18 protein-coding genes are annotated in these 22,718 nt (G+C 65.2%); 13 read left to right on the top strand and 5 right to left on the bottom strand.

From position 1 onward, the window contains the following. Window positions 1-115 precede the first annotated feature (115 nt). The gene (locus FBZ93_RS26500; RefSeq protein ID WP_146989863.1) at window positions 116-2,713 is read right to left on the bottom strand and encodes an ABC transporter permease; all 2,598 of its coding nucleotides are present in this window, start codon (window positions 2,711-2,713) and stop codon (window positions 116-118) included. Beyond that, window positions 2,710-3,429, bottom strand: coding sequence for an ABC transporter ATP-binding protein (locus FBZ93_RS26495; protein WP_074125617.1), 720 nt, complete (start codon window positions 3,427-3,429; stop codon window positions 2,710-2,712). Before FBZ93_RS26495 ends, FBZ93_RS26500 begins: the two co-directional genes overlap by 4 nt. Before the next feature lie 55 nt (window positions 3,430-3,484). Here FBZ93_RS26495 and FBZ93_RS26490 point away from each other — a divergent pair, with 55 nt between their 5' ends. From FBZ93_RS26490 to FBZ93_RS26435, 12 genes are all read left to right on the top strand, one after another. Then, the gene (locus FBZ93_RS26490) at window positions 3,485-4,132 is read left to right on the top strand and encodes an arylesterase (protein ID WP_146989976.1); all 648 of its coding nucleotides are present in this window, start codon (window positions 3,485-3,487) and stop codon (window positions 4,130-4,132) included. A 167-nt stretch (window positions 4,133-4,299) separates the two neighbouring features. Beyond that, on the top strand, window positions 4,300-4,836 hold the full coding sequence (thpR, locus tag FBZ93_RS26485; protein WP_146989861.1) for an RNA 2',3'-cyclic phosphodiesterase: 537 nt from the start codon (window positions 4,300-4,302) through the stop codon (window positions 4,834-4,836). Between the two features lie 149 nt (window positions 4,837-4,985). After that, window positions 4,986-6,173: a cell division protein ZapE gene (zapE, locus tag FBZ93_RS26480; RefSeq protein WP_146989859.1), complete on the top strand. Its 1,188-nt coding sequence runs from the start codon at window positions 4,986-4,988 to the stop codon at window positions 6,171-6,173. A gap of 236 nt (window positions 6,174-6,409) precedes the next feature. Next, window positions 6,410-7,378 (top strand): malate dehydrogenase, encoded by a 969-nt coding sequence (mdh, locus tag FBZ93_RS26475; protein ID WP_021078790.1) that lies wholly within the window; start codon window positions 6,410-6,412, stop codon window positions 7,376-7,378. Window positions 7,379-7,538: 160 nt separating this feature from the next. Beyond that, window positions 7,539-8,735 (top strand): ADP-forming succinate--CoA ligase subunit beta, encoded by a 1,197-nt coding sequence (gene sucC, locus FBZ93_RS26470; protein ID WP_146989857.1) that lies wholly within the window; start codon window positions 7,539-7,541, stop codon window positions 8,733-8,735. Window positions 8,736-8,737: 2 nt separating this feature from the next. After that, window positions 8,738-9,214 carry a DUF1579 family protein gene (locus FBZ93_RS26465; RefSeq protein WP_146989856.1) on the top strand — a complete coding sequence of 159 codons (477 nt, stop codon included), beginning with the start codon at window positions 8,738-8,740 and terminating at the stop codon, window positions 9,212-9,214. A gap of 93 nt (window positions 9,215-9,307) precedes the next feature. Continuing rightward, entirely contained in the window at window positions 9,308-10,189 is an 882-nt protein-coding gene (gene sucD, locus FBZ93_RS26460; RefSeq protein ID WP_146989854.1) for a succinate--CoA ligase subunit alpha, read from the top strand. Between the two features lie 257 nt (window positions 10,190-10,446). After that, on the top strand, window positions 10,447-13,407 hold the full coding sequence (locus tag FBZ93_RS26455; RefSeq protein WP_146989852.1) for a 2-oxoglutarate dehydrogenase E1 component: 2,961 nt from the start codon (window positions 10,447-10,449) through the stop codon (window positions 13,405-13,407). 188 nt (window positions 13,408-13,595) lie between these two features. Next, complete coding sequence (odhB, locus tag FBZ93_RS26450) at window positions 13,596-14,846, top strand: 2-oxoglutarate dehydrogenase complex dihydrolipoyllysine-residue succinyltransferase (protein WP_146989850.1); 1,251 nt, start codon at window positions 13,596-13,598, stop codon at window positions 14,844-14,846. A 72-nt stretch (window positions 14,847-14,918) separates the two neighbouring features. Beyond that, window positions 14,919-15,668, top strand: a complete 750-nt coding sequence (locus FBZ93_RS26445) for an SDR family oxidoreductase (RefSeq protein WP_167529219.1) — start codon at window positions 14,919-14,921, stop codon at window positions 15,666-15,668. 86 nt (window positions 15,669-15,754) lie between these two features. Continuing rightward, the gene (gene lpdA / locus FBZ93_RS26440) at window positions 15,755-17,155 is read left to right on the top strand and encodes a dihydrolipoyl dehydrogenase (protein WP_146989847.1); all 1,401 of its coding nucleotides are present in this window, start codon (window positions 15,755-15,757) and stop codon (window positions 17,153-17,155) included. Between the two features lie 139 nt (window positions 17,156-17,294). Further along, complete coding sequence (locus FBZ93_RS26435; protein WP_146989845.1) at window positions 17,295-17,834, top strand: hypothetical protein; 540 nt, start codon at window positions 17,295-17,297, stop codon at window positions 17,832-17,834. 147 nt (window positions 17,835-17,981) lie between these two features. Here the strand turns inward: FBZ93_RS26435 and FBZ93_RS26430 are convergent, their stop codons facing one another. Both FBZ93_RS26430 and FBZ93_RS26425 read right to left on the bottom strand, forming a co-directional pair. Beyond that, a complete protein-coding gene (locus FBZ93_RS26430; RefSeq protein ID WP_146989844.1) occupies window positions 17,982-18,572 on the bottom strand; it encodes a DUF4337 domain-containing protein in 591 nt (196 codons plus the stop codon). 145 nt (window positions 18,573-18,717) lie between these two features. After that, window positions 18,718-19,668, bottom strand: coding sequence for a tyrosine recombinase XerC (locus tag FBZ93_RS26425; RefSeq protein WP_430649944.1), 951 nt, complete (start codon window positions 19,666-19,668; stop codon window positions 18,718-18,720). Window positions 19,669-19,912: 244 nt separating this feature from the next. Here FBZ93_RS26425 and FBZ93_RS26420 point away from each other — a divergent pair, with 244 nt between their 5' ends. Next, a complete protein-coding gene (locus FBZ93_RS26420) occupies window positions 19,913-22,123 on the top strand; it encodes a primosomal protein N' (RefSeq protein ID WP_146989842.1) in 2,211 nt (736 codons plus the stop codon). Between the two features lie 101 nt (window positions 22,124-22,224). Here FBZ93_RS26420 and FBZ93_RS26415 read toward each other — a convergent pair whose 3' ends face one another. After that, window positions 22,225-22,716: a septal ring lytic transglycosylase RlpA family protein gene (locus FBZ93_RS26415; RefSeq protein ID WP_146989840.1), complete on the bottom strand. Its 492-nt coding sequence runs from the start codon at window positions 22,714-22,716 to the stop codon at window positions 22,225-22,227. Between the last annotated feature and the right edge of the window lie 2 nt (window positions 22,717-22,718).

Genomic DNA, 22,718 nt, shown 5'->3' with positions numbered 1-22,718 from the left:
CGACCCGATTGGTATGTGGGAAATTAACACATCCGACGCAAGCTTCCACGCGCGGCCGAATGTCGCTCTGGCCTAGCATGATAGGCAAAAACGGCGCTTCCGCCGCTACAAATTGTCACAAATTCCGCAACACCGAGGCGGGCTTCTGGTTCAGCGCGAGCAGCGTGCCGGCCAGCCCCAATCCGACGGTCACGACTAGCGCGGCGGCCACGACCAGGGCGGCGCTGCCGGCCTGCCAGATGAAACTCAGCGTCATCAGCCGCGTCACGATCAGCCAGGCCGCGACCGAGCCGGCGATCACGCCGAAAATCGCGGTTGCGAAACCGATCATCAGATACTCCAGCGCGTAGGCGCCGAGCAATCGCACCCGCGTGGCACCGAGGGTCTTGAGGATCACGGCGTCATAGACGCGGTGGCGGTGCCCGGCGGCGAGCGCGCCGCCCAGCACCAGAATCGCCGAGATCAGCGTCACGGCGCTGGCGCCGCGGATCGCCAGCACGAGGTTGCTGACGACACTGCCGATGGTCTCCAGCGCCTCGCGGACCCGCACGCTGGTCACCATCGGAAATGCGTCGGCGACCTGCTTGATGATGCGCGCGTCGTCGTTGGCGCTCGCTTGGGTCGCGCTGGCATGTGGTTCCGTCAGCGTCGCGACATGGCTGTGCGGCGCGCCCTTGAAGGCGTTCGGCGAGAACACCAGCACGAAGTTGATGCCGAGGCCCTGCCAGTCGATGTTGCGCAGATTGGCGATCTTCGCCGGCACGTCGCGGCCGAGCACGTTGACCACGATCTCGTCGCCGATCTTCAGGGACAGGCCGTCGGCGATCTTCTTCTCCATCGAGACCAGCGGAGGTCCGCTGTAGTCCGGTCCCCACCATTCGCCCTCGACGATCTTCGAGCCCTTGGGAATTTCGCCGGTATAGGTCAGGCCGCGGTCGCTCTGCAGCACCCACTCGGAATCGACCGATGGCTTGAGCTGATCGGCCTTGACGCCGCGTGCGGCGACGATGCGCCCGCGCAGCATCGGCACGTCCTCGACGGTCGAGCCGGCGGCGATCTGCGCCAGGAAGGCATTGAAGCGGTCGGCTTCGGTGGAGGGGATGTCGATGAAGAAGAACGACGGTGCCCGTTCCGGCAGCGCGGCCAGGAATTGCCGGCGCAGATTGCCGTCGATCTGGGTGATGGTGACGAGCACGGCGAGCCCGAGGCCGAGCGACAGCACGACCGACGGCGTCAGCGCGCCCGGCCGGTGGATGTTGGCGATGGCGAGCCGCAGCATGGTCATGCGGCTGCGCGGCAGCCGCCGTGCCACGGCCATCAGGATCTCGGCAATCCCGCGCAGCAGCAGGAACACCGCGATCGAGGCGACGACAAACACGGTGGCGACCCGCTTGTCATAGGCAAGCCCGATCGCAACGCCGATCAGCAGCGCGACCACCACGGCCATCAGCGCCAGATAGCTCCAGCGCGGGCGATGCCACTCGCTGGCGACGGTCTCGCGGAACAGCGCCGCGACCGGCACGTCATGGACCCGGCCGAGCGGCCACAGCCCGAACGCCAGCGCGGTGAGCTGGCCATAGATGAAGGACAGCGCGAGCTCGTCGGGATGCAGGGCCGGCACCACCGGCAGCGGCAGCAGCTTGCCGAACAGGCCGACAATGACGAAAGGCAGTGCGGCGCCAAGCACGAGCCCGATCACCGAGCCGATTCCGGCCAGCACCACCACCTGCGTGCAGTAGATGGTGAAGACGTCGCGGCCGGTGGCGCCGAGTGCCTTGAACGAGGCGATGACGTCGCGGCGGCGGTCGATATGGCTCTTCACCGCGTTGGCTACGCCTACGCCGCCGACCAGTAGCGCAGCGAGACCAACGAGGGTCAGGAACTGGGTGAAGCGGTTGATGGTGCGCTCGAGCTGCGGCGAGGCGTTGCTGCGGCTGCGGACCTCCCAGCCGGCCTCTGGCGCTGCGGCGCGCGCGCCGTCGATCAGGGCGTTGGTGGCGCGATCGTCGTTGGCGCCGTCGGGCAGCTTCACCCGGTAGATCCAGCGCACCAGGCTGCCCGGCTGCAACAGATCGGTGGCGCGCAGGCTGGCTTCGCTGATCAGGAAGCGCGGGCCGAGGCCGACGCCGCCGGCGAGCTTGTCGGGTTCGGCCGCCACCACGCTGCGGATCTGATAGGTCGCGCTGCCGATGGTGACGCGGTCGCCGAGCTTCAGGTCGAGCCGCGCCAGCAAGGTCGAGTCGGCAGCCGCGCCAAAAGCGCCGTCGCGCTCGGTGAGCAGATCTGATATCGGCATGTTGGGCTCGAGCGTCAGCTCGCCGAGCATCGGATATTTGCCGTCGACCGCCTTGAGCTCGACCAGCGCCAGCTTGCCGTCGCCGCTGCGCGCCATCGCGCGGAGCGTCGCTGCAACCGAAACCTCGCCGCGGGTGCGCAGATAGGCGACCTCGTCGGGCTTGGCCTCGCGCGAGATCAGCGAGAATGCGACGTCGCCGCCAAGCAGCGTGCGGCCCTCGCGCGACAGCCCGTCGCCGAGGCTCGCCGCGACCGAGCCGACGCCTGATATCGCCATCACGCCGAGCGCGATGCAGGCGATGAACACGTAGAAGCCGCGCAGGCCGCCGCGCAGTTCGCGCAGCGCGTAACGGAAGGCAAGCGACGACGCGCGGCCCTGGGAACGGACCTGCAACGCGACTTCGGACGCAATGCTCATGTGGTTGATTGTCCGTCGATGCGGCCGGAGCGCAGCCGTACCACGCGGTCGCAGCGTTGCGCGAGCGCGAGGTCGTGCGTCACCAGCACCAAGGTCATGCCGCGTTCGGCGTGCTTGGTGAACAGCAGATCGACGATCTGCTTGCCCGTCGTCTCGTCGAGATTTCCGGTCGGCTCGTCGGCAACCAGGATCGCCGGATCGGGCGCAAGCGCGCGCGCGATCGCGACGCGCTGCTGTTCGCCGCCGGAGAGCTGCGTCGGATAGTGGTGCAGGCGTTCGCCAAGCCCGACCGATTGCAGCTCCTGCGCGGCGCGCGCGGCGGCATCGGGATTGCCGGCGAGCTCGAGCGGCACCGCGACGTTCTCCAGCGCCGTCATGGTCGGGATCAGATGGAACGACTGGAAGACGATGCCGACCTGGCGGCCGCGGAAGCGCGCCAGCGCATCTTCATCGAGGGCATTGAACGAGGTGCCATCGACGACCACCTCTCCGCTGTCAGGACGTTCAAGCCCCGCCATCACCATCAGCAAGGTCGACTTGCCCGAGCCCGACGGGCCGATCAGGCCGATGGCCTCACCCGCTGCCACACGAAGGCTGATATCTTTCAGGATATGAACCCGTGCCGCGCCGGTGCCGAGCGAGAGATTGACGTTCCTGACGGCAATGGTGTCCGGTTCGACGTCGGTCAGTGAAGAGGATTCGATGAGACTGTCCATGGTTCGGTCATATGGCACTTCCGCGGCTGCGGTCGAGGCCCGGTTGCGAATCTTCGTGCACATACTCGTGTTGCTTATGGGCTTGATGACGGCGGCAAGCGCGCAGGCACGGGACGACGGGAAAGGGCCGGCGAAGCCGCTCAAGATGGTGGTTCTGGGCGATTCCCTGAGCGCCGGTTACGGCCTTCCGGCCGAGGCGGCATTTCCGGTCCGGCTGCAAAAAGCCTTGGAAGCCAAAGGGATAAAGGTCGACATGACCAATGCCGGGGTGTCCGGCGACACCGCCTCGGGCGGCCGCGAGCGGCTCGACTGGTCGGTGGCCGACGGAACCGATGCCGTGATTGTCGAGCTCGGCGCCAACGATGCCTTGCGCGGCATCGATCCCGCGGTGACGCGGGCCGCGCTCTCGGACATCATCACAAAGTTGCAGACGCGCAAGATCGCGGTGCTCTTGTGCGGCATGCTCGCGCCACCGAACTATGGCAGTGAGTATGCAGCGAAGTTCAATGCAATTTATCCGGATCTGTCGAAATCCTTCGGCGTGCCGCTCTATCCGTTCTTCCTCGACGGCGTTGCTGCTAATCCGAAGATCAATCAGGCCGACGGCATGCATCCGACGGCGGAAGGTGTGGACATCGTCGTGAAGAACATGCTGCCCACGGTGGAGGCATTTCTCGGCGCATTATCAGGTCAGCGCAGTTGAAACGCATGCAGTGCGCGACGTTGCGTCCGTAGGTTTACGAGCTGTTAACGCCTCATGCTTCGCAGAGTCACATATCTCGGGTACAAATAGGCATCGGTGATTCGTCGCCGGGCTTGTTACAGGGTGCGGGCTCCCAAAACCCGCGCCAAGCATCGAGGATTATAGCGATGCCGCGTCTGTTCACTGGTCTGGAAATTCCGGCCGATATCGGCCAAACCCTCTCCTGCTTGCGTGGTGGCCTTCCCGGCGCACGCTGGATCGATCCCGAAAATTATCACGTCACTCTGCGCTTCATCGGCGATATCGATGGCCTCTGGGCCAACGAGATCGCGACGATGCTGTTTCGGGTGAACCGCAAACCGTTCGAGGTCAAATTGCAGGGCCTGTCGAGCTTCGGCGGACGCAAGCCGCGCGCGGTGGTTGCCGCCGTCGAGCCGAGCCGGCCGCTGATCGAACTGCAGGCCGAGCTCGAGCGGATGATGCAGCGGATGGGGCTCGATCCCGAGGGCAGGAAATTCACGCCACATGTCACGCTCGCGCGTTTGCACGACGCGTCGAGCCAGGACGTCGCGGATTATCTGTCCGTGCGCGGCTACTTCCCGAGCCGCACCTTCCTGGCGGACCGCTTCGTGCTGTTCTCGTCGCGTGCGTCGACAGGCGGCGGCCCCTACGTGGTCGAGGATGCCTACGAGCTCTGCGCGTAGGGTCTTCTGAGATCGCGGTTTGAGGCGCCGGCGAGGCGCGTGCGGTCGGCCGTGGCATGCAAGGGTTCGTGCTTGCATACCTGCTGCATGCCCATTGGCACAATTCACGGCTTGCAATTTGCCGCGCACTAGGGCCGTAAGGTGGGCTCATGCTGTCCACCTCGCCGAACTCGTTCCTCGAACACTATAAGTCCCTGGTCGCCTCCGGCGCGATCGAGGCTGATCCCGCGCAGGCCGTCGCCGCCGATGCGTTCGGCGCGCTGGAGGAGCGGCTCGCGAGCTACAAGCCGCAGCGCAAGCAGGGCCTGTTCGGACGGCTGTTCGGCGGCGACAAGGACGACAAGCCGCCGCGCGGGCTCTACGTTCATGGCGAGGTCGGCCGCGGCAAGACCATGCTGATGGACCTGTTCTTCCAGCAGAGCCCGGTCGAGCACAAGCGGCGCGCGCATTTCCACGAATTCATGGCCGAGGCGCATGAGCGCATCTACGGCTACCGCCAGCAGATCGCGCGCGGCGAGATCGCGGACGGCGACGTGATCGCGCTCACCGCGCAGGCGATCTTCGACGAAGCCTGGCTGCTCTGCTTCGACGAATTCCACGTCACCGACATCGCCGACGCGATGATCCTCGGGCGGCTGTTCGCAAAGCTGTTCGACCTCGGCACCGTCGTGGTCGCGACCTCGAACGTCGCGCCTGACGATCTCTACAAAGGCGGTCTCAATCGCGCGCTGTTCCTGCCATTCATCGTGCAGATCACCGACCACATGGACGTGCTGCGGCTCGATGCGCGCACCGACTTCCGGCTGGAGAAGCTCGTCGGCGTGAAAATGTGGCTGGTGCCCGCGGACGATGCGGCCGATGCCGCGCTCAACGCGGCCTGGCGCAAGATGACCGGCAATGCGCCGTGCAAGGCACGTCTCATTCCGATCAAGGGACGCATCCTGAACGTGCCGTGCTCGGCGCACGGCGTCGCGCGCTTCAGCTTCATGGATATCTGCGAGAAGCCGCTTGCCGCGTCCGATTATCTGAGGCTCGCGCACGACTACCACACGATCCTGATCGACCATATTCCGGTGATGGATTACGCCGAACGCAACGCCGCCAAGCGCTTCATCTCGCTGATCGACACGCTCTATGACAATGCCGTGAAGCTGATGGCCTCGGCCGAGGCCGACCCGGTGTCGCTGTACCTTGCGGACGAGGGCGTCGAGGCGATGGAGTTCAAACGCACCGCCTCGCGCCTGATCGAAATGAGCTCGGAATCCTATTTGGCGCTGCCGCACGGCCGGAAGGACTCCTCCGCAAGCGGCGCGACGACCGGCCTGGTCGAGACCTGAAATTTTCAGCCTCGAAATTCGGTCTTGAGATTGGTCTTGAAATTGGTCTTGCGCGCGGTCCGGATCGGAGCAACTTTTCGTGTCTCCGGGGCCGATGTTGCTGGCATGCCTGATCGAATTGCAGGCACGGCCAGCAATCGGGCAGGCCCTGACTTGAATGGATCATTCGAAAGGGATAACCACCCTTGCAACCGACTTCCCTCCCTCCTGCATCCAGTTCAAAGGACTGATTTCCCATGGCACGCGACAAGATTGCACTGATTGGCTCCGGACAGATCGGCGGAACGCTGGCGCACCTCGTTGGCCTCAAGGAACTCGGAGACGTCGTGCTGTTCGATATCGCCGAGGGCGTGCCGCAGGGCAAAGCGCTCGACATCGCGCAGTCGTCGCCGGTCGACGGCTTCGACTCCAACCTGGTCGGCGCCAATTCCTATGAAGCGCTCGACGGCGCCAAGGTCTGCATCGTCACCGCGGGCGTGCCGCGCAAGCCCGGCATGAGCCGCGACGATCTCTTGTCGATCAACCTCAAGGTCATGGAGCAGGTCGGCGCCGGCATCAAGAAGTATGCGCCCGACGCCTTCGTCATCTGCATCACCAATCCGCTCGACGCGATGGTGTGGGCGCTGCAGAAGGCCTCCGGCCTGCCGCACAAGAAGGTGGTCGGCATGGCCGGCGTGCTCGACTCCGCGCGCTTCCGCTATTTCCTGGCCGACGAATTCAACGTCTCGGTCGAAGACGTCACCGCCTTCGTGCTCGGCGGCCACGGCGACACCATGGTGCCGCTGACCCGTTACTCGACGGTTGCCGGCATCCCGCTGCCCGACCTCGTCAAGATGGGCTGGACCTCGCAGGCGCGCATCGACGAGATCGTCGATCGCACCCGCAACGGCGGCGCCGAGATCGTCAACCTGCTCAAGACCGGCTCGGCGTTCTACGCGCCGGCGGCGTCGGCGATCGCGATGGCCGAGAGCTATCTGAAGGACAAGAAGCGCGTGCTGCCCTGCGCGGCCTATCTCAACGGCGAGTACGGCGTGAAGGACATGTATGTCGGCGTGCCCACCGTGATCGGCTCCAAGGGTGTCGAGCGCGTGGTCGAGATTGAGCTCGCCGGCAAGGATCGTGAAGCCTTCGACAAGTCGGTCGGTGCGGTGCAGGGCCTGGTCGACGCCTGCAAGAAGATCGCGCCCGATCTGCTCGGCAAGTAATCTCAATCGGCAATGACCCGATAGGCGATTCCAATCGCCTGTCGGGTGCAAGATGATGAAATTCTGGCGGATTTTGTAGTTGCGCGAGCCTTGGTATATGGTATGCCAGCGTCAGGGCTGACGTGAAGTTCGCCGCACGAGGGTTTGGGAGCGTCTTTCCATGAATATCCATGAATACCAGGCCAAGGCTCTGCTGCATGAATTCGGCGTGCCGATCTCGCGCGGCGTTCCGGTGCTGAAGCCGGAAGAAGCCGACGCGGCAGCCAAGCAGCTTCCCGGCCCGATCTGGGTGGTGAAGAGCCAGATCCATGCCGGCGGCCGCGGCAAGGGCAAGTTCAAGGAAGCATCCGCCGGCGACAAGGGCGGCGTCCGCATCGCCAAGTCGGTCGCCGAGGTCGGCGAGTTCGCCAAGCAGATGCTCGGCGCGACGCTGGTCACAGTGCAGACCGGCCCGCACGGCAAGCAGGTCAACCGCCTCTACATCGAGGAAGGCTCCGATATCGACAAGGAGTTCTACCTCTCGATCCTGGTCAATCGCGAGACCTCGGAAATCTCCTTCGTGGTGTCGACCGAAGGCGGCGTGAATATCGAAGAGGTCGCCCATTCGACCCCGGAAAAGATCGTCTCCTTCTCGGTCGATCCCGCCACCGGCATCATGGCCCATCACGGCCGCACCGTCGCCAAGGCGCTGAACCTGACCGGCGATCTCGCCAAGCAGGCCGAGAAGCTGACCAGCCAGCTCTATGCAGCCTTCGCCGCCAAGGACATGGCGATGCTGGAAATCAATCCGCTGGTCGTCACCAAGCAGGGCCAGCTCCGCGTGCTCGACGCCAAGGTGTCGTTCGACAGCAACGCCCTCTACCGTCACCCGGACGTGGTCGCGCTGCGCGACGAGACCGAGGAAGACGCCAAGGAGATCGAGGCGTCGAAATACGACCTCAACTATGTCGCGCTCGACGGCACGATCGGCTGCATGGTCAACGGCGCCGGTCTTGCGATGGCGACGATGGACATCATCAAGCTCTACGGCATGGAGCCGGCCAACTTCCTCGACGTCGGCGGCGGCGCCAGCGCGGAGAAGGTCGCGGCCGCGTTCAAGATCATCACCGCCGATCCGAACGTGAAGGGCATCCTGGTCAACATCTTCGGCGGCATCATGAAGTGCGACGTGATCGCCGAGGGCGTGGTCGCCGCGGTGAAGCAGGTCGGCCTCAACGTGCCGCTGGTGGTGCGCCTCGAAGGCACCAATGTCGAGCAGGGCAAGAAGATCATCCGCGAGAGCGGCCTCAATGTTCTGCCCGCCGACAACCTCGATGACGCCGCACAGAAGATCGTGAAAGCCGTCAAGGGAGGCTAACGATGGCCGATCATCTCGACGCTCCGACACCACTGGAAGAACACCGCAAGCTCGCGGTTTTCGCCGGCGAGTGGAACGGCGAAGAGATGGTCTTTCCGTCGCGCTGGACCGCCGGCGGTCCGGCCACCTCGCATGTCGTTGCGCGCATCGCGCTCAACGGCTTCTATCTGATCCAGGACAGCGTGCAGACCCGTGACGGCAAGGAAAGCTTCGCCACCCACGGCGTCTTCACCTACGACCGCGACGATCGGGCCTACAAATTGTTCTGGCACGATTCGCTCGGCTACTACCCGCCGTCGCCGGCCTCCGGCGGCTGGGCGGGCAAGTCGCTGATCCTGGTGCGCGGCTCGCTGCGCGGCAATGCCCGTCACGTCTACGAGGTCGTCGACGACAACACCTACAACATGAAGATCCAGTTCTCGCCTGACGCGGAAGGGTGGGCCGACGTGCTCACCGGCGTGTACCGGCGTATCCACTGAGCATGATCCGGAAAAGTGGTCCCCGGTTTTCCGATATGATCATGCTCAAACTATAGTGTCCTTCACCGCTGTCTCGCGAAAGCATCTCGAACCATGTCCATTCTGATCGACAAGAACACCAAGGTCATCTGCCAGGGCTTCACCGGCAAGAACGGCACGTTCCATTCGGAAGCGGCGATCGCTTACGGCACCAAGATGGTCGGCGGCGTCGCGCCGGCCAAAGGCGGCTCGACCCACCTCAACCTGCCGGTGTTCGACACCGTCGCCGAAGCGCGCGAGAAGACCGGCGCCGACGCCAGCGTGGTCTATGTCCCGCCGCCGGGCGCGGCGGACGCGATCTGCGAAGCGATCGATGCCGAGATCCCGCTGATCGTATGCATCACCGAGGGCATTCCGGTGCTCGACATGGTGCGCGTGAAGCGCTCGCTGTCGGGCTCGAAGTCGCGGCTGATCGGACCGAACTGCCCCGGCGTGATGACCGCCGGCGAGTGCAAGATCGGCATCATGCCGGCCAACATCTTCAAGCCCGGCTCGGTCGGCATCGTCTCCCGCTCCGGCACCCTGACCTATGAAGCGGTGTTCCAGACCACCCAGGAAGGCCTCGGCCAGACCACCGCGGTCGGCATCGGCGGCGACCCGGTCAAGGGCACCGAGTTCATCGACATGCTGGAGATGTTCCTGGCCGACGAGAAGACCAAGTCGATCGTCATGATCGGCGAAATCGGCGGTTCCGCCGAGGAAGACGCCGCCCAGTTCCTCAAGGATGAGGCCAAGCGCGGCCGCAAGAAGCCGATGGTTGGCTTCATTGCCGGTGTCACCGCACCTCCCGGCCGTCGCATGGGCCACGCCGGCGCGATCATCTCCGGCGGCAAGGGCGACGCCGGTTCCAAGACCGCGGCGATGGAAGCCGCCGGCATCAAGGTGTCGCCGTCCCCGGCGCGGCTCGGGCACACCCTGGCCGAGATGCTGAAGTAATCGCCGTCCGGCGAGGTTCCCTTCGAGATTGGCGCGATTTCGGGCGGGTTCTCTTTGGAGAACCCGCCTTTTTCACGCGTTTTGCCGTCAGAACGCCGATCAATAAAATATGAAAATTGATTCATTCTTTAGTTCTTTTAGGCAGGAATATCCGACCTAGATAGGGTAAAGGATATCCATCCAGCCGGCGCTCTTCCCAGACCGGCACTTGCGCCGTCTCCTACGCGCGAACCGAAAAAAATCACCAGGACTGCCTCATGTCTCGCCAAGACGCGAACGCTGCTTTTGCTCTCTCCTCATTCCTGCAGGGCACCAACGCCGCCTATATCGACGACCTCTATGCCCGCTACGAGCAGGACCCCTCGTCGGTCGACGCCGAATGGCAGGATTTCTTCAAGAGCCTGAAGGACGCCCCGGCCGACGTACAGAAGAACGCCGAAGGCGCCTCGTGGGGCCGGGCCAACTGGCCGGTGACGCCGCGCGACGATCTGACCTCGGCGCTCGACGGCAACTGGGCCCAGGTCGAGAAGGCGGTCGGCAGCAAGCTCGCGGCCAAGGCACAGGCCAAGGGCGCCGAGCTCTCCGACGCCGACGTCCATCAGGCTACGCGCGATTCGGTTCGCGCGCTGATGCTGATCCGCGCCTACCGCATGCGCGGCCATTTCCACGCCAAGCTCGATCCGCTCGGCATCGAGGCGCCGCGCGACCGCGAGGAACTCGATCCGCGCTCCTACGGCTTCACCGAGGCCGACTTCGATCGCAAGATCTTCCTCGATCACGTGCTCGGCCTCGAATACGGCACGCTGCGCGAGATCGTGCAGATCTGCGAACGCACCTACTGCCAGACGCTCGGCGTCGAGTTCATGCACATCTCCAACGCCGCGCAGAAGGCATGGATCCAGGAGCGCATCGAAGGCCCCGACAAGGAGATCAGCTTCACGCCGGAGGGGCGCCGCGCGATCCTCAACAAACTGATCGAGGCGGACGGCTTCGAGAAATTCTGCGACACCAAGTTCACCGGCACCAAGCGCTTCGGCCTCGACGGCGGTGAATCGCTGATCCCGGCGCTCGAACAGATCATCAAGCGCGGCGGCAATCTCGGTGTGAAGGAGATCGTGTTCGGCATGCCGCATCGCGGCCGCCTCAACGTGCTGACCCAGGTGATGGGCAAGCCGCACCGCGCGCTGTTCCATGAATTCAAGGGCGGTTCGGCCAACCCGGACTCGGTCGAAGGCTCCGGCGACGTCAAGTATCACCTCGGTGCCTCCTCGGACCGCGAGTTCGACGGCAACAACATCCATCTGTCGCTGACCGCAAATCCGTCGCATCTCGAGATCGTCGATCCCGTCGTGATGGGCAAGGTCCGCGCCAAGCAGGATCAGCACGGCGATCCGCCCGACATGCGCATCTCGGTGCTGCCGCTGCTGATGCACGGCGACGCGGCGTTCGCGGGCCAGGGCGTGGTGGCGGAATGCTTCAGCCTGTCCGACCTGAAGGGCTACCGCACCGGCGGCTCGCTGCACTTCATCGTCAATAACCAGATCGGCTTCACCACCTACCCGCGCTACTCGCGCTCGTCGCCCTATCCGTCCGACGTCGCGAAGATGATCGATGCGCCGATCTTCCATGTGAATGGCGACGATCCCGAGGCCGTGGTGTTCGCGGCCAAGGTTGCGATCGAGTTCCGGCAGAAATTCCACAAGCCGGTCGTCATCGACATGTTCTGCTACCGGCGCCACGGCCACAATGAGGGCGACGAGCCGGCGTTCACCCAGCCGGTGATGTACAAGCGCATCGCCTCGCACCCGACTACGCTGGAGATCTACGCCAAGCGGCTGGTCGCCGACGGCGTTTTGACCGACGGCGAGGTCGAGAAGGCCAAGGCCGACTGGCGCGCGCGGCTCGATGCCGAGCTCGAGGCCGGCTCGGGCTACAAGCCGAACAAGGCCGACTGGCTCGACGGCAAATGGGCAGGCTTCAAGTCGGCCGATCAGGAAGAAGACGCCCGTCGCGGTGTCACCGGCGTCGATCTCACGGTGCTCAAGGAGATCGGCCGCAAGATCACCAAGGTGCCGGACGGCTTCCGTGTCCACCGCACCATCCAGCGCTTCCTCGACAATCGCGCCAAGGCGATCGACAGCGGCATCGGGATCGACTGGGCGACCGGCGAGGCGCTGGCGTTCTGCACGCTGCTGCAGGAAGGCCATCACGTGCGGCTGTCCGGCCAGGATTCCGAGCGCGGCACCTTCTCGCAGCGCCACTCGGTGCTGATCGACCAGGAGGACGAGAGCCGCTATACGCCGTTCAACCATCTCGGCGGCGAAGACACCGGCCATTACGAGGTGATCAACTCGCTGCTCTCGGAAGAAGCCGTGCTCGGCTTCGAATACGGCTACTCGCTGGCCGAGCCCAACGCGCTGGCGCTCTGGGAAGCGCAGTTCGGCGACTTCGCCAACGGCGCCCAGGTGGTGTTCGATCAGTTCATCTCCTCGGGCGAACGCAAGTGGCTGCGCATGTCGGGCCTCGTCTGCCTGCTGCCGCATGGCTATGAAGGGCAGGGACCGGAGCATTCCTCCGCGCGCCTCGAGCGTTATCTGCAGATGTGCGCCGAGGACAACATGCAGGTGGTCAACCCGACCACGCCGGCGAACTACTTCCACGTGCTGCGGCGCCAGCTGCATCGCGAGATTCGCAAGCCGCTGATCCTGATGACGCCGAAGTCGCTGCTGCGTCACAAGCGCGCGGTGTCGCGGCTCGACGAGCTCGGCAAGAACGCCACGTTCCACCGCATCCTGTACGATGACGCGCAGATGCTGCCGGACGAGAAGATCAAGCTGGTGCCGGACGACAAGATCCGTCGCGTCGTGCTGTGCTCCGGCAAGGTCTATTACGACCTGTACGAGGAGCGCGAGAAGCGCGGCATCGACGACATCTATCTGATGCGCGTCGAGCAGCTCTATCCGGTGCCGTTGAAGGCGCTGGTCCAGGAGTTCGGCCGCTTCAAGAATGCCGAGATGGTCTGGTGCCAGGAAGAGCCCCGCAACATGGGCTCTTGGCACTTCATCGAGCCCTATCTGGAATGGGTGCTGAACCAGGTCCACGCAGCAAACAAGCGTCCGCGCTATGCCGGCCGTCCGGCATCGGCGGCGACCGCCACCGGGTTGATGTCGAAACATCTCGCGCAGCTCAAGGCGCTGCTCGACGACGCACTGAACTAACGACCTTCACCAACACCATGCCCTGCCTTGTGCGCAATTGCGCACTGGAGCGGGGCACCCGGTATCCCGCGTCATCCAGCACAAGCGCTGTCGTCACGGAGTACCGGGTCGTTCGCTTTGGCGGATGCTGGCAGAGAAGTTTTACGAACGCAGATTTTGCGACCGCAAGGTTATCGAGGAAAAAGACCATGACTGAAATTCGCGTTCCAACGCTCGGCGAATCCGTAACCGAGGCCACGATCGGCCGCTGGTTCAAGAAGGCCGGTGAGGCTGTTGCGGTGGACGAGCCGTTGGTTGAGCTGGAAACCGACAAGGTCACTATCGAGGTGCCCGCGCCGGTCGCCGGCACGCTCGGCGAGATCATCGCCAAGGACGGCGAGACCGTCGCCGTCGGCGCGCTGCTCGGCCAGATCAATGACGGTGCTGTCGCCGCGGCCAAGCCCGCTGCCGCAGCCGCCGCTCCCGCCAAGGCCGCAGCGCCCGCGCCTGCCGCCGCTCCCGCAGCGGCCCCGGCTGCGCCCAAGGTGCCGCCGGCGGATGCGCCGCTCGCGCCCTCGGTACGCAAGCTCTCCGCCGAAAGCGGCGTCGACGCCTCCACCGTTCCGGGCTCCGGCAAGGACGGCCGCGTCACCAAGGGCGACATGCTGGCCGCGATCGAGAAGGCCGCCTCGGCGCCGACCCCGGTCAACCAGCCGGCCGCCGCCGTGCAGGTTCGTGCGCCGTCGCCGGCGGACGACGCCGCGCGCGAGGAGCGCGTCAAGATGACCCGGCTGCGCCAGACCATCGCGCGCCGCCTCAAGGACGTGCAGAACACCGCCGCGATGCTGACGACCTTCAACGAGGTCGACATGACCGAGGTGATGAAGCTGCGCGCGCTCTACAAGGATACGTTCGAGAAGAAGCACGGCTCGAAGCTCGGCTTCATGGGCTTCTTCACCAAGGCGGTGGTGCAGGGGCTGAAGGACATTCCGGCCGTCAACGCCGAGATCGACGGTTCTGACCTGATCTACAAGAACTACTACCACATCGGCGTTGCGGTCGGCACCGACCGCGGCCTGGTGGTGCCTGTGGTGCGCGATTGCGATCACAAGTCGATCGCCGAAATCGAGAAGTCGATCGCCGATTACGGCCGCCGTGCCCGCGACGGCCAGCTCAAGATCGACGAGATGCAGGGCGGCACCTTCACCATCACCAATGGCGGCATCTACGGCTCGCTGATGTCGACGCCGATCCTCAATGCGCCGCAGTCCGGCATCCTCGGCATGCACAAGATCCAGGAGCGGCCGATGGTGGTCGGCGGCAAGATCGAGGTGCGCCCGATGATGTACTTGGCGCTGTCCTACGATCACCGCGTCATCGACGGCAAGGAAGCGGTCACCTTCCTGGTGCGCGTCAAGGAGAGCCTGGAGGATCCGGCCCGCCTGGTGCTGGACCTGTAAGGTCATATCGCGCGCGGCGTCCGATCGGATCGGGCGCCGCGATTCGTTGGGTGCTTACCTTTGGGGATCAATGTGACGGACAAGGTCGTTGTCATCACCGGCGGCAGCCGCGGCATCGGCCGCGCCACCGCGCTTGCAGCTGCCGCGCGCGGCTATCGCGTCGTCGTCGGCTACGCCACGAACCAGGCTGCGGCCAATGAGGTCGTCGCCGCGATCGAGGCCAGGAACGGCAAGGCGATCGCGGTGAAGTGCGACGTCGGCAGCGAGCAGGACATCCTGGCGCTGTTCAAGGCGGCCGATGGCTTCGGCACGCTCGGCGCGCTGGTCAACAATGCCGGCATCGTCGGCAAGAGCGGTGTTCGCGTCGACGAGATGTCGGCCGAGCGCATCCAGCAGATGATGGCGGTCAACGTCACCGGCAGCATCCTGTGCGCGCGCGAGGCGGTGAAGCGGATGTCGACCAAGCACGGCGGCAAGGGCGGCGTCATCGTCAACCTCTCTTCGGTCGCGGCGAAGCTCGGCGCGCCCAACACCTATGTCGACTATGCCGCCTCCAAGGGCGCGATCGATTCCTTCACGATCGGCCTCGGCTACGAGGTCGCGAATGAAGGCATCCGCGTCGCTGGCATCCGGCCCGGCCTGATCGACACCGACATTCATGCCGCGGGCGGCGAGCCCGATCGCGCGCACCGGCTCGCCCATATGGTGCCGATGAAGCGCGTCGGCACCGCGGATGAAATCGCCAACGCCATCGTCTGGCTGATCTCGGACGAGGCGTCCTACGTCACCAGCGCGATCCTCGACGTGTCGGGCGGTCGCTAGAACACAAATCCAGAAGCGGGTCCCGATCTGCCGATCAGTTCGGACCCGCCCAACTGTCACAGAATTTAGCTACAGGACCTTCCATCATGGCTTCTTACGATCTCGTCGTCATCGGCACCGGCCCCGGCGGCTACGTCTGCGCGATTCGCGCGGCGCAACTCGGCATGAAGGTTGCCGTCGTCGAGAAGAATGCGACGCTGGGCGGCACCTGCCTCAATGTCGGCTGCATGCCGTCAAAGGCGCTGCTGCACGCCTCCGAGATGTTCGAGGAAGCCGGGCACTCCTTCGCCAAGATGGGCGTCAGCGTCCCGGCGCCGAAGCTCGACCTGCCCGCGATGATGAACTTCAAGCAGCAGGGCATCGACGGCAACGTCAAGGGCGTCGAGTTCCTGATGAAGAAGAACAAGATCGACGTGCTCAAGGGCACCGGCAAGATCCTCGGTGCCGGCAAGGTCGAAGTCTCCGGTGACGGCAAGTCCGAGACCGTCGAGACCAAGAACATCGTGATCGCCACCGGCTCCGACATCGCGCGGCTGAAGGGCATCGACATCGACGAGAAGCGCATCGTGTCGTCGACCGGCGCGTTGTCGCTGGAGAAGGTGCCCGGCAGCCTGCTGATCGTCGGCGCCGGCGTGATCGGGCTCGAGCTCGGCTCGGTCTGGAATCGTCTCGGCGCCAAGGTCACCGTGGTGGAATTCCTCGACCGCATCCTGCCCGGCATGGACGGCGAGGTGGCGAAGCAATTCCAGCGTATCCTCGAAAAGCAGGGTTTTGCCTTCAGGCTCGGCGCCAAGGTCACTTCGGTCGATACCTCGGGCAAGACGCTGCAGGCCAAGGTCGAGCCGGCCGCCGGCGGCGCCGCCGAGACCATCGAGGCCGACGTCGTGCTGGTGTGCATCGGCCGCGTGCCCTACACCGATGGCCTCGGGCTGAAGGAAGCTGGCGTTGCGCTCGACAATCGCGGTCGCGTCGAGATCGACGCGCACTTCTCGACCTCTGTGAAGGGCATCTACGCGATCGGCGACGTCGTCGCCGGGCCGATGCTTGCGCACAAGGCGGAAGACGAGGGCGTTGCCTGCGCCGAGATCATCGCGGGCCAGGCTGGCCATGTGAACTACGACGTCATCCCAGGTGTTGTGTATACCACGCCGGAAGTGTCGTCGGTCGGCAAGACCGAGGAAGACCTCAAGCAGGCCGGCGTCGCCTATACCGTCGGCAAATTCCCGTTCACCGCGAACGGTCGCTCCAAGGTCAATCAGACCACCGACGGCTTCGTGAAGGTTCTCGCAGATGCGAAGACGGACCGGGTGCTCGGCGTCCACATTGTCGGCATCGAGGCCGGCGAAATGATCCACGAAGCCTGCGTGCTGATGGAATTCGGCGGTTCGGCCGAGGATCTGGCCCGGACCTGCCACGCACATCCGACCCGCTCGGAGGCGATCAAGGAAGCTGCGCTTGCGGTGGGCAAGCGCGCCATCCATATGTGATGATCGAACGTCCGGCGCGAGCCGGGCTGGAGCATGATCCTGGAAAAGTGTGAAGCGGTTTTCCGAGAAGATCATGCTCAAACAAGGAGCTGAAGCGCGATGATTCAATTCGGTCTCATCGCGCTTTAGGATCGTAGGGATGTTGCGCCGCCTGCTTCAGCCGTTCTGGGTCCTGCTTGCGATCATCTTCCTGATCGAGGCTTGGCTGTGGGACCACCTCGAGCCGATCGTGGCCCGGGTGGTCGCCTGGATCCCGCTCCGTGCACTCAAGCAATGGCTTGCCGACCGGGTCGATTCGCTGTCGCCGGCGATGACGCTGATCGTCTTCGTCGTGCCGCTGATCCCGCTGTTTCCGCTCAAGCTGGTCGGGCTCTGGCTGCTGGCGAACCAATATTGGTTCAGCGCAGTCTCGCTGATCCTGTTCGCCAAATTCCTCGGCGTCGGCGTCACGGCATTCGTGTTCGACGTGACGCGGTCGAAGCTTTTGGAGATGCCCTGGTTCGAGGCGCTCTATAATTTCATCATGGCGCTGCGCGCCAAGGCCACCGCGCTGGTCGAGCCGATCAAGCAGCGCATCCGCGAGATGATCAGCGGCGACGGCGAGGGCTGGGCCGCGCGCACGCTGCGCCTGATCGCGCGCTTCCGCAAAAGCGTGCATCAGACCAGCAAGGTGCTCTAGGCAACGCCTTGTGCCCCGTCACCCTGAGAAGCGCGCAAGGCGCGCGTCTCGAAGGGTCGACGGCCACGAGCGGGGCCGTGCATCCTTCGAGACGCCGCTACGCGGCTCCTCAGGATGACGGAGATAGTGGGGTGCCCGCCAGCTCTCTCAATGCAGAGGCAGCAGGTGCGGCTGGAACAGGCCGAGCAGCGTCATCGCGACGCCGGCGAGCGTCACGAGGCCCGACACCCAGGCCAGCGCGGCGATGCCGGTGATGATGGTCGCGGACGCCAGTACGATGGCGATCTGGAAGGCGGCGGAGGCAAGCTCGAAGTGATGATATTTCGCCGTCGCCTCGTCGCGCTCATGCTCGGCGTGCTTGGCGCGTTCGGAGAGCTGCTCCGAACCCTCGCCGGTGTCCGGCTCCGAGCGATAGCGCGCCGCGGTCTTCTGCCAGTCGTCGATCTGTTTCTGCAGCGCGGCCTTGGCCGCCTCGTCGGTGGTGGTCGCGAGGTTCAGCTTGCCCTGTTCGGCCGCGGTCTGCACCGCGGTGCGGCGGATGCTCTTGGCCTGGAAGAAGGCCCAGAGGTTGGAGGCTTCGACGTTCTTGCTGATCGATTCGGTCTGGGCGCCCTTGCCGAGCGTTTCCGACAGCGCCAGGCACAGTGCGATCACGGCGATCAGGAGCGCAATCTTCCTGTTTTCGGTCGACGCATGCTCGGCATGCTCCGCGTGCTCCATACTTTCGTGTGCGCTCATGATTCCCCTCCGATGAGACTGTGCCACGATTGCCGAATGCGGTGCACAAGGCAAGGGGCGGCAGCTTGTGGTTAGCCGTATGAAGATGAACGCAGCATGACGGCGAGCCAAATCCGGCGTCTTATCTGGACTCGGATCCGGCCGTTCAGCCGCGCGGGTGCGCGGAGCGGTAGACTTCGAGCAGGCGCTCGCTGTCGATGCCGGTGTAGATCTGCGTGGTCGACAGCGACGCGTGGCCCAGCAATTCCTGGATCGCGCGCAGGTCGCCGCCGCGGCTCAGCAGATGGGTGGCGAAAGAATGCCGCAACGCATGCGGCGTTGCGCTGTCGGGCAGGCCGAGCGCGCCGCGCAGCCGCTCCATGGTGAGCTGGATGATGCGCGGGCTTAGCGGGCCGCCGCGCGCACCGACGAACATCGGTCCGGTCGGGCTGAGCTGGTGCGGGCAGATCGCCGCATAGTCCGCGATCAATTGCAGCACGTTTTGCAGCACCGGCACCATGCGGGTCTTGTTGCCCTTGCCGGTCACGACCAGCACGTCGCCTTCGCCCGGCTTCGGCACGTCGCGGCGCTTCAACCCCAGCGCTTCCGAGATGCGCAGGCCCGAACCATAGAGGAGCGCCATCACGGCGGCGTCGCGCACCAGGATCCAAGTCTCGCGCTCCTCGCCGGCGCGCTCGTCGGCGTCGGCGAAGCGCTTCGCCGCTTCCATGTGGATCGGCTTCGGCAGGCTCTTCGCCACCTTGGGCGCGCGGATCGCCGAGAGCGCGCCGACCTTGCCCTTGCCTTCGCGTTCCAGGAAACGTCCGAACGAGCGCAGCCCCGCCAGCGCCCGCATCAGCGATCGTCCGCCGATCTCGTCCGCGCGGCGCATCGCCATGAACGCTCTGACATCGCTCGCTTCGAGTGCGGAGAATGCCGCAAGCGTCACGCGTGCGCCCCAGTGCTCGGCCAGGAAGGCCAGGCATTGCCGCACGTCGCGGGCATAGGCCTCGAGTGTCTTCGGCGACAGCCGCCGCTCTGCGCGCAGATGCGACAGCCAGCGCGTCATCTCCTGCGTGACTGATGTGTCGGCGCAGTCGAGCTCGAGCGGTTGCATGGGTTGATCGGTCCGGGCCATCTGTAAAGGGCTATTGGCGCTGCTAATCTCCTGATTATATCGCACTGCCTTCGTTTACCGATCGCTAAGACCGCATGGCGGTGACAGAGCGTTTTCGAGCGAAGTGGAGGCCGGTTCGCGTGAAGAAAACGCGTCAAAACAAGAAGCTGGAGATTTGGTTCTGATTCATTCAGAACCAAATCTCTAGCCCGGTGCAAAGTTCGGACTCCAAAGCCCTGATTTGATGGACCACACCACGCGCCCCAGCCCAGCCTCCGCATCGACGACACGTGTCGTCGACGTGCTGGTGCCTGTCGCGCTGAACCAGACCTATTCCTACCGCGTGCCGCGCGGCATGGAGCTTGCGCCGGGCGATGTGATCTCTGTTCCGCTCGGGCCGCGCGAAGTCGTCGCGGTGGTGTGGGCCGAGAATGCCAGGCCGGATCCGCGGCTGCACAACCGGCTCAAGGACGTCAGCGAGAAGCTCGATGTTCCGCCGCTCAGGGCAGAGCTGCGCCAGCTGGTCGACTGGGTCTCCACCTACACGCTGTCGGCGCGCGGCATGGTGCTGCGGATGACGCTGCGGATGGGCGAAAACCTCGGGCCGGAGCGCACGCGGCTCGGCGTCCGCCTCATCGGCGAGCCGCCGCGGCGCCTGACGCCGGCGCGCCGGCGCCTGATCGAGGTGCTGTCGGACGGCTTGCTGCACGGCAAGTCGGAGGCGGCACGGGAGGCCGGGGTCAGCTCGGGCGTGATCGACGGCCTGGTCGACGAGGGCACGCTGACGGTGGAGGCGATGCCGCCGCCGGCCGCGCCGCCATCGCCAGATCCCTCCTACGCCCAGCCGGATTTCTCGCGCGAGCAGCGCAGCGCGGTCGACGTGATGCGGACGCTGGCGGCGAGCGGCAGCTTTCACGTCGCGCTGCTCGACGGCGTCACCGGTTCCGGCAAGACCGAGGTCTATTTCGAGGCGATCGCCGAGAATATCCGCCGCGGCAAGCAGACGCTGATCCTGATGCCGGAGATCGCGCTGACCGGCCAGTTCCTCGACCGCTTCGCGCAGCGCTTCGGCGTGCGGCCGCTGGAATGGCATTCGGAGCTGACGCCGCGCACGCGGGCGCGCAGCTGGGCGGCGATCTCGGAGGGCAAGGCGCCGGTCGTGGTCGGCGCCCGCTCGGCGCTGTTCCTGCCCTATGCCGATCTCGGGCTGATCATCGTCGATGAGGAGCACGACCAGGCCTACAAGCAGGACGACGGCGCGCATTATCACGCGCGCGACATGGCGGTGGTCCGCGCCCATATCGCCAAAATCCCGATCGTGCTGGCGTCGGCCACGCCGTCGGTCGAGAGCGAGGTCAATGCGCGCAAGGGACGCTACCAGCGCGTCGCGCTGCCGTCGCGGTTCGGCGGCCAGCACATGCCGCATATCGAGGCGATCGACATGCGCCGCGCGCCGCCGCCGCGCGGGCGGTTCATTTCGCCCGTGCTGGCCGAGCAGATTCGCCATGCGATCGAGCGGCGCGAGCAGGCGCTGCTGTTCCTCAACCGCCGCGGCTATGCGCCGCTGACGCTGTGCCGCGCCTGCGGCCACCGCTTCGCATGCACGATCTGCGACGCCTGGCTGGTCGATCATCGGTTCCGGCAGCGACTGGTCTGCCATCACTGCGGTTTCTCGATGCCGCGCCCGAACATCTGCCCGCATTGCGCGGCCGAGGAATCGCTGGTCGCGGTCGGCCCCGGCGTCGAGCGCCTGCAGGAGGAGGCCGCCAGCATCTTCCCCGAATCCCGCACCATGGTGCTGTCGAGCGATCTCATCACCTCGATCGAGACCATGCGCAGCGAGCTCAACGAGATCGCCGAGGGCCGCGTCGACATCATCATCGGCACACAGCTGGTGGCGAAGGGGCACAATTTCCCGCGGCTCAATCTGGTCGGGGTCATCGATGCCGATCTCGGCCTGAGCAACGGCGATCCCCGCGCCGCCGAGCGGACGTTCCAGCTGTTGAACCAGGTGGTCGGCCGCGCCGGCCGCGAGCAGGGCCGCGGCGTCGGCTATCTGCAGACCCATCAGCCGGAACATCCGGTCATCAAGGCTCTGATCGCGAGCGACCGCGAGGCGTTCTACGCCAGCGAGATCGAGATCCGCGAGCGCACCGGCTATCCGCCGTTCGGCCGGCTGGCGAGCCTGATCGTCTCCGCCGGCGATCGCCCGACCGCGGAGGGGTTTGCCCGCAAGCTCGTCGCGGTGGCGCCGCTCGATGAGCGGATCCAGGTGCTCGGTCCCGCCGAGGCGCCGCTCGCGGTCATCAAGGGCCGCTACCGGTTTCGCCTGCTGGTGAAGTCGCTGCGCAATGTCGACCTGTCGCAATATCTGCGCGAATGGCTCGAGGCGGGTCCGAAGACCAAGGGCAATCTGAAGCTCGAGGTCGACGTCGATCCGCAGAGCTTCCTGTAGGGGAACCCGAAAAGAAAAAGCCTGCCGTCATTCGCGACGGCAGGCCTTTTGGCGCGAAGCAGGCCTCGCGGCCGTTACGCAACGCAACGCTTACTGAACGCTTAGGACACGACCTCGGCGGTGACGCGGCCGACGCCGGCGCCGGTCAGGCCGATGGCGCGGGCTGCGCCGGTCGAGAGGTCGAGCACGCGGCCGCGGACGAACGGGCCACGATCGTTGATGGTGACGACGACGCTGCGGCCGCCATGGGTGACGCGGACCTTGGTGCCGAACGGCAGCGACCGGTGGGCCGCGGTCATGGCGTTCTGGTTGAAGCGCTGACCGGAAGCGGTCCGGCTGCCCGACTCATTGCCGTAGAACGAGGCCATCCCCGAGAACGCGTGGCCGCCGGACGGCTGGATCGATGCATTGGCGTCGCGCCAGGACGAACCTTCGGCGCGGGCCTGGTGATGATGGTGGTGGCGATGATGATGGTGCCTGGACTTCGCGGACGCCTCGGTCACGCTGCCCCCGACCAGGATAGTTGCGGCTACAAACGCAAGCGCCGTGCGCGAGCGGGTTACGTTGCCCGCCGCCTTCTTGATATTCAGCATTG

This window comes from Bradyrhizobium macuxiense (genome assembly GCF_007993935.1).
Classification (GTDB): domain Bacteria; phylum Pseudomonadota; class Alphaproteobacteria; order Rhizobiales; family Xanthobacteraceae; genus Bradyrhizobium; species Bradyrhizobium macuxiense_A.
The sequence above is the reverse complement of the archived record's forward strand: the minus strand, read 5'-3'. Positions and strand labels throughout refer to the sequence as shown.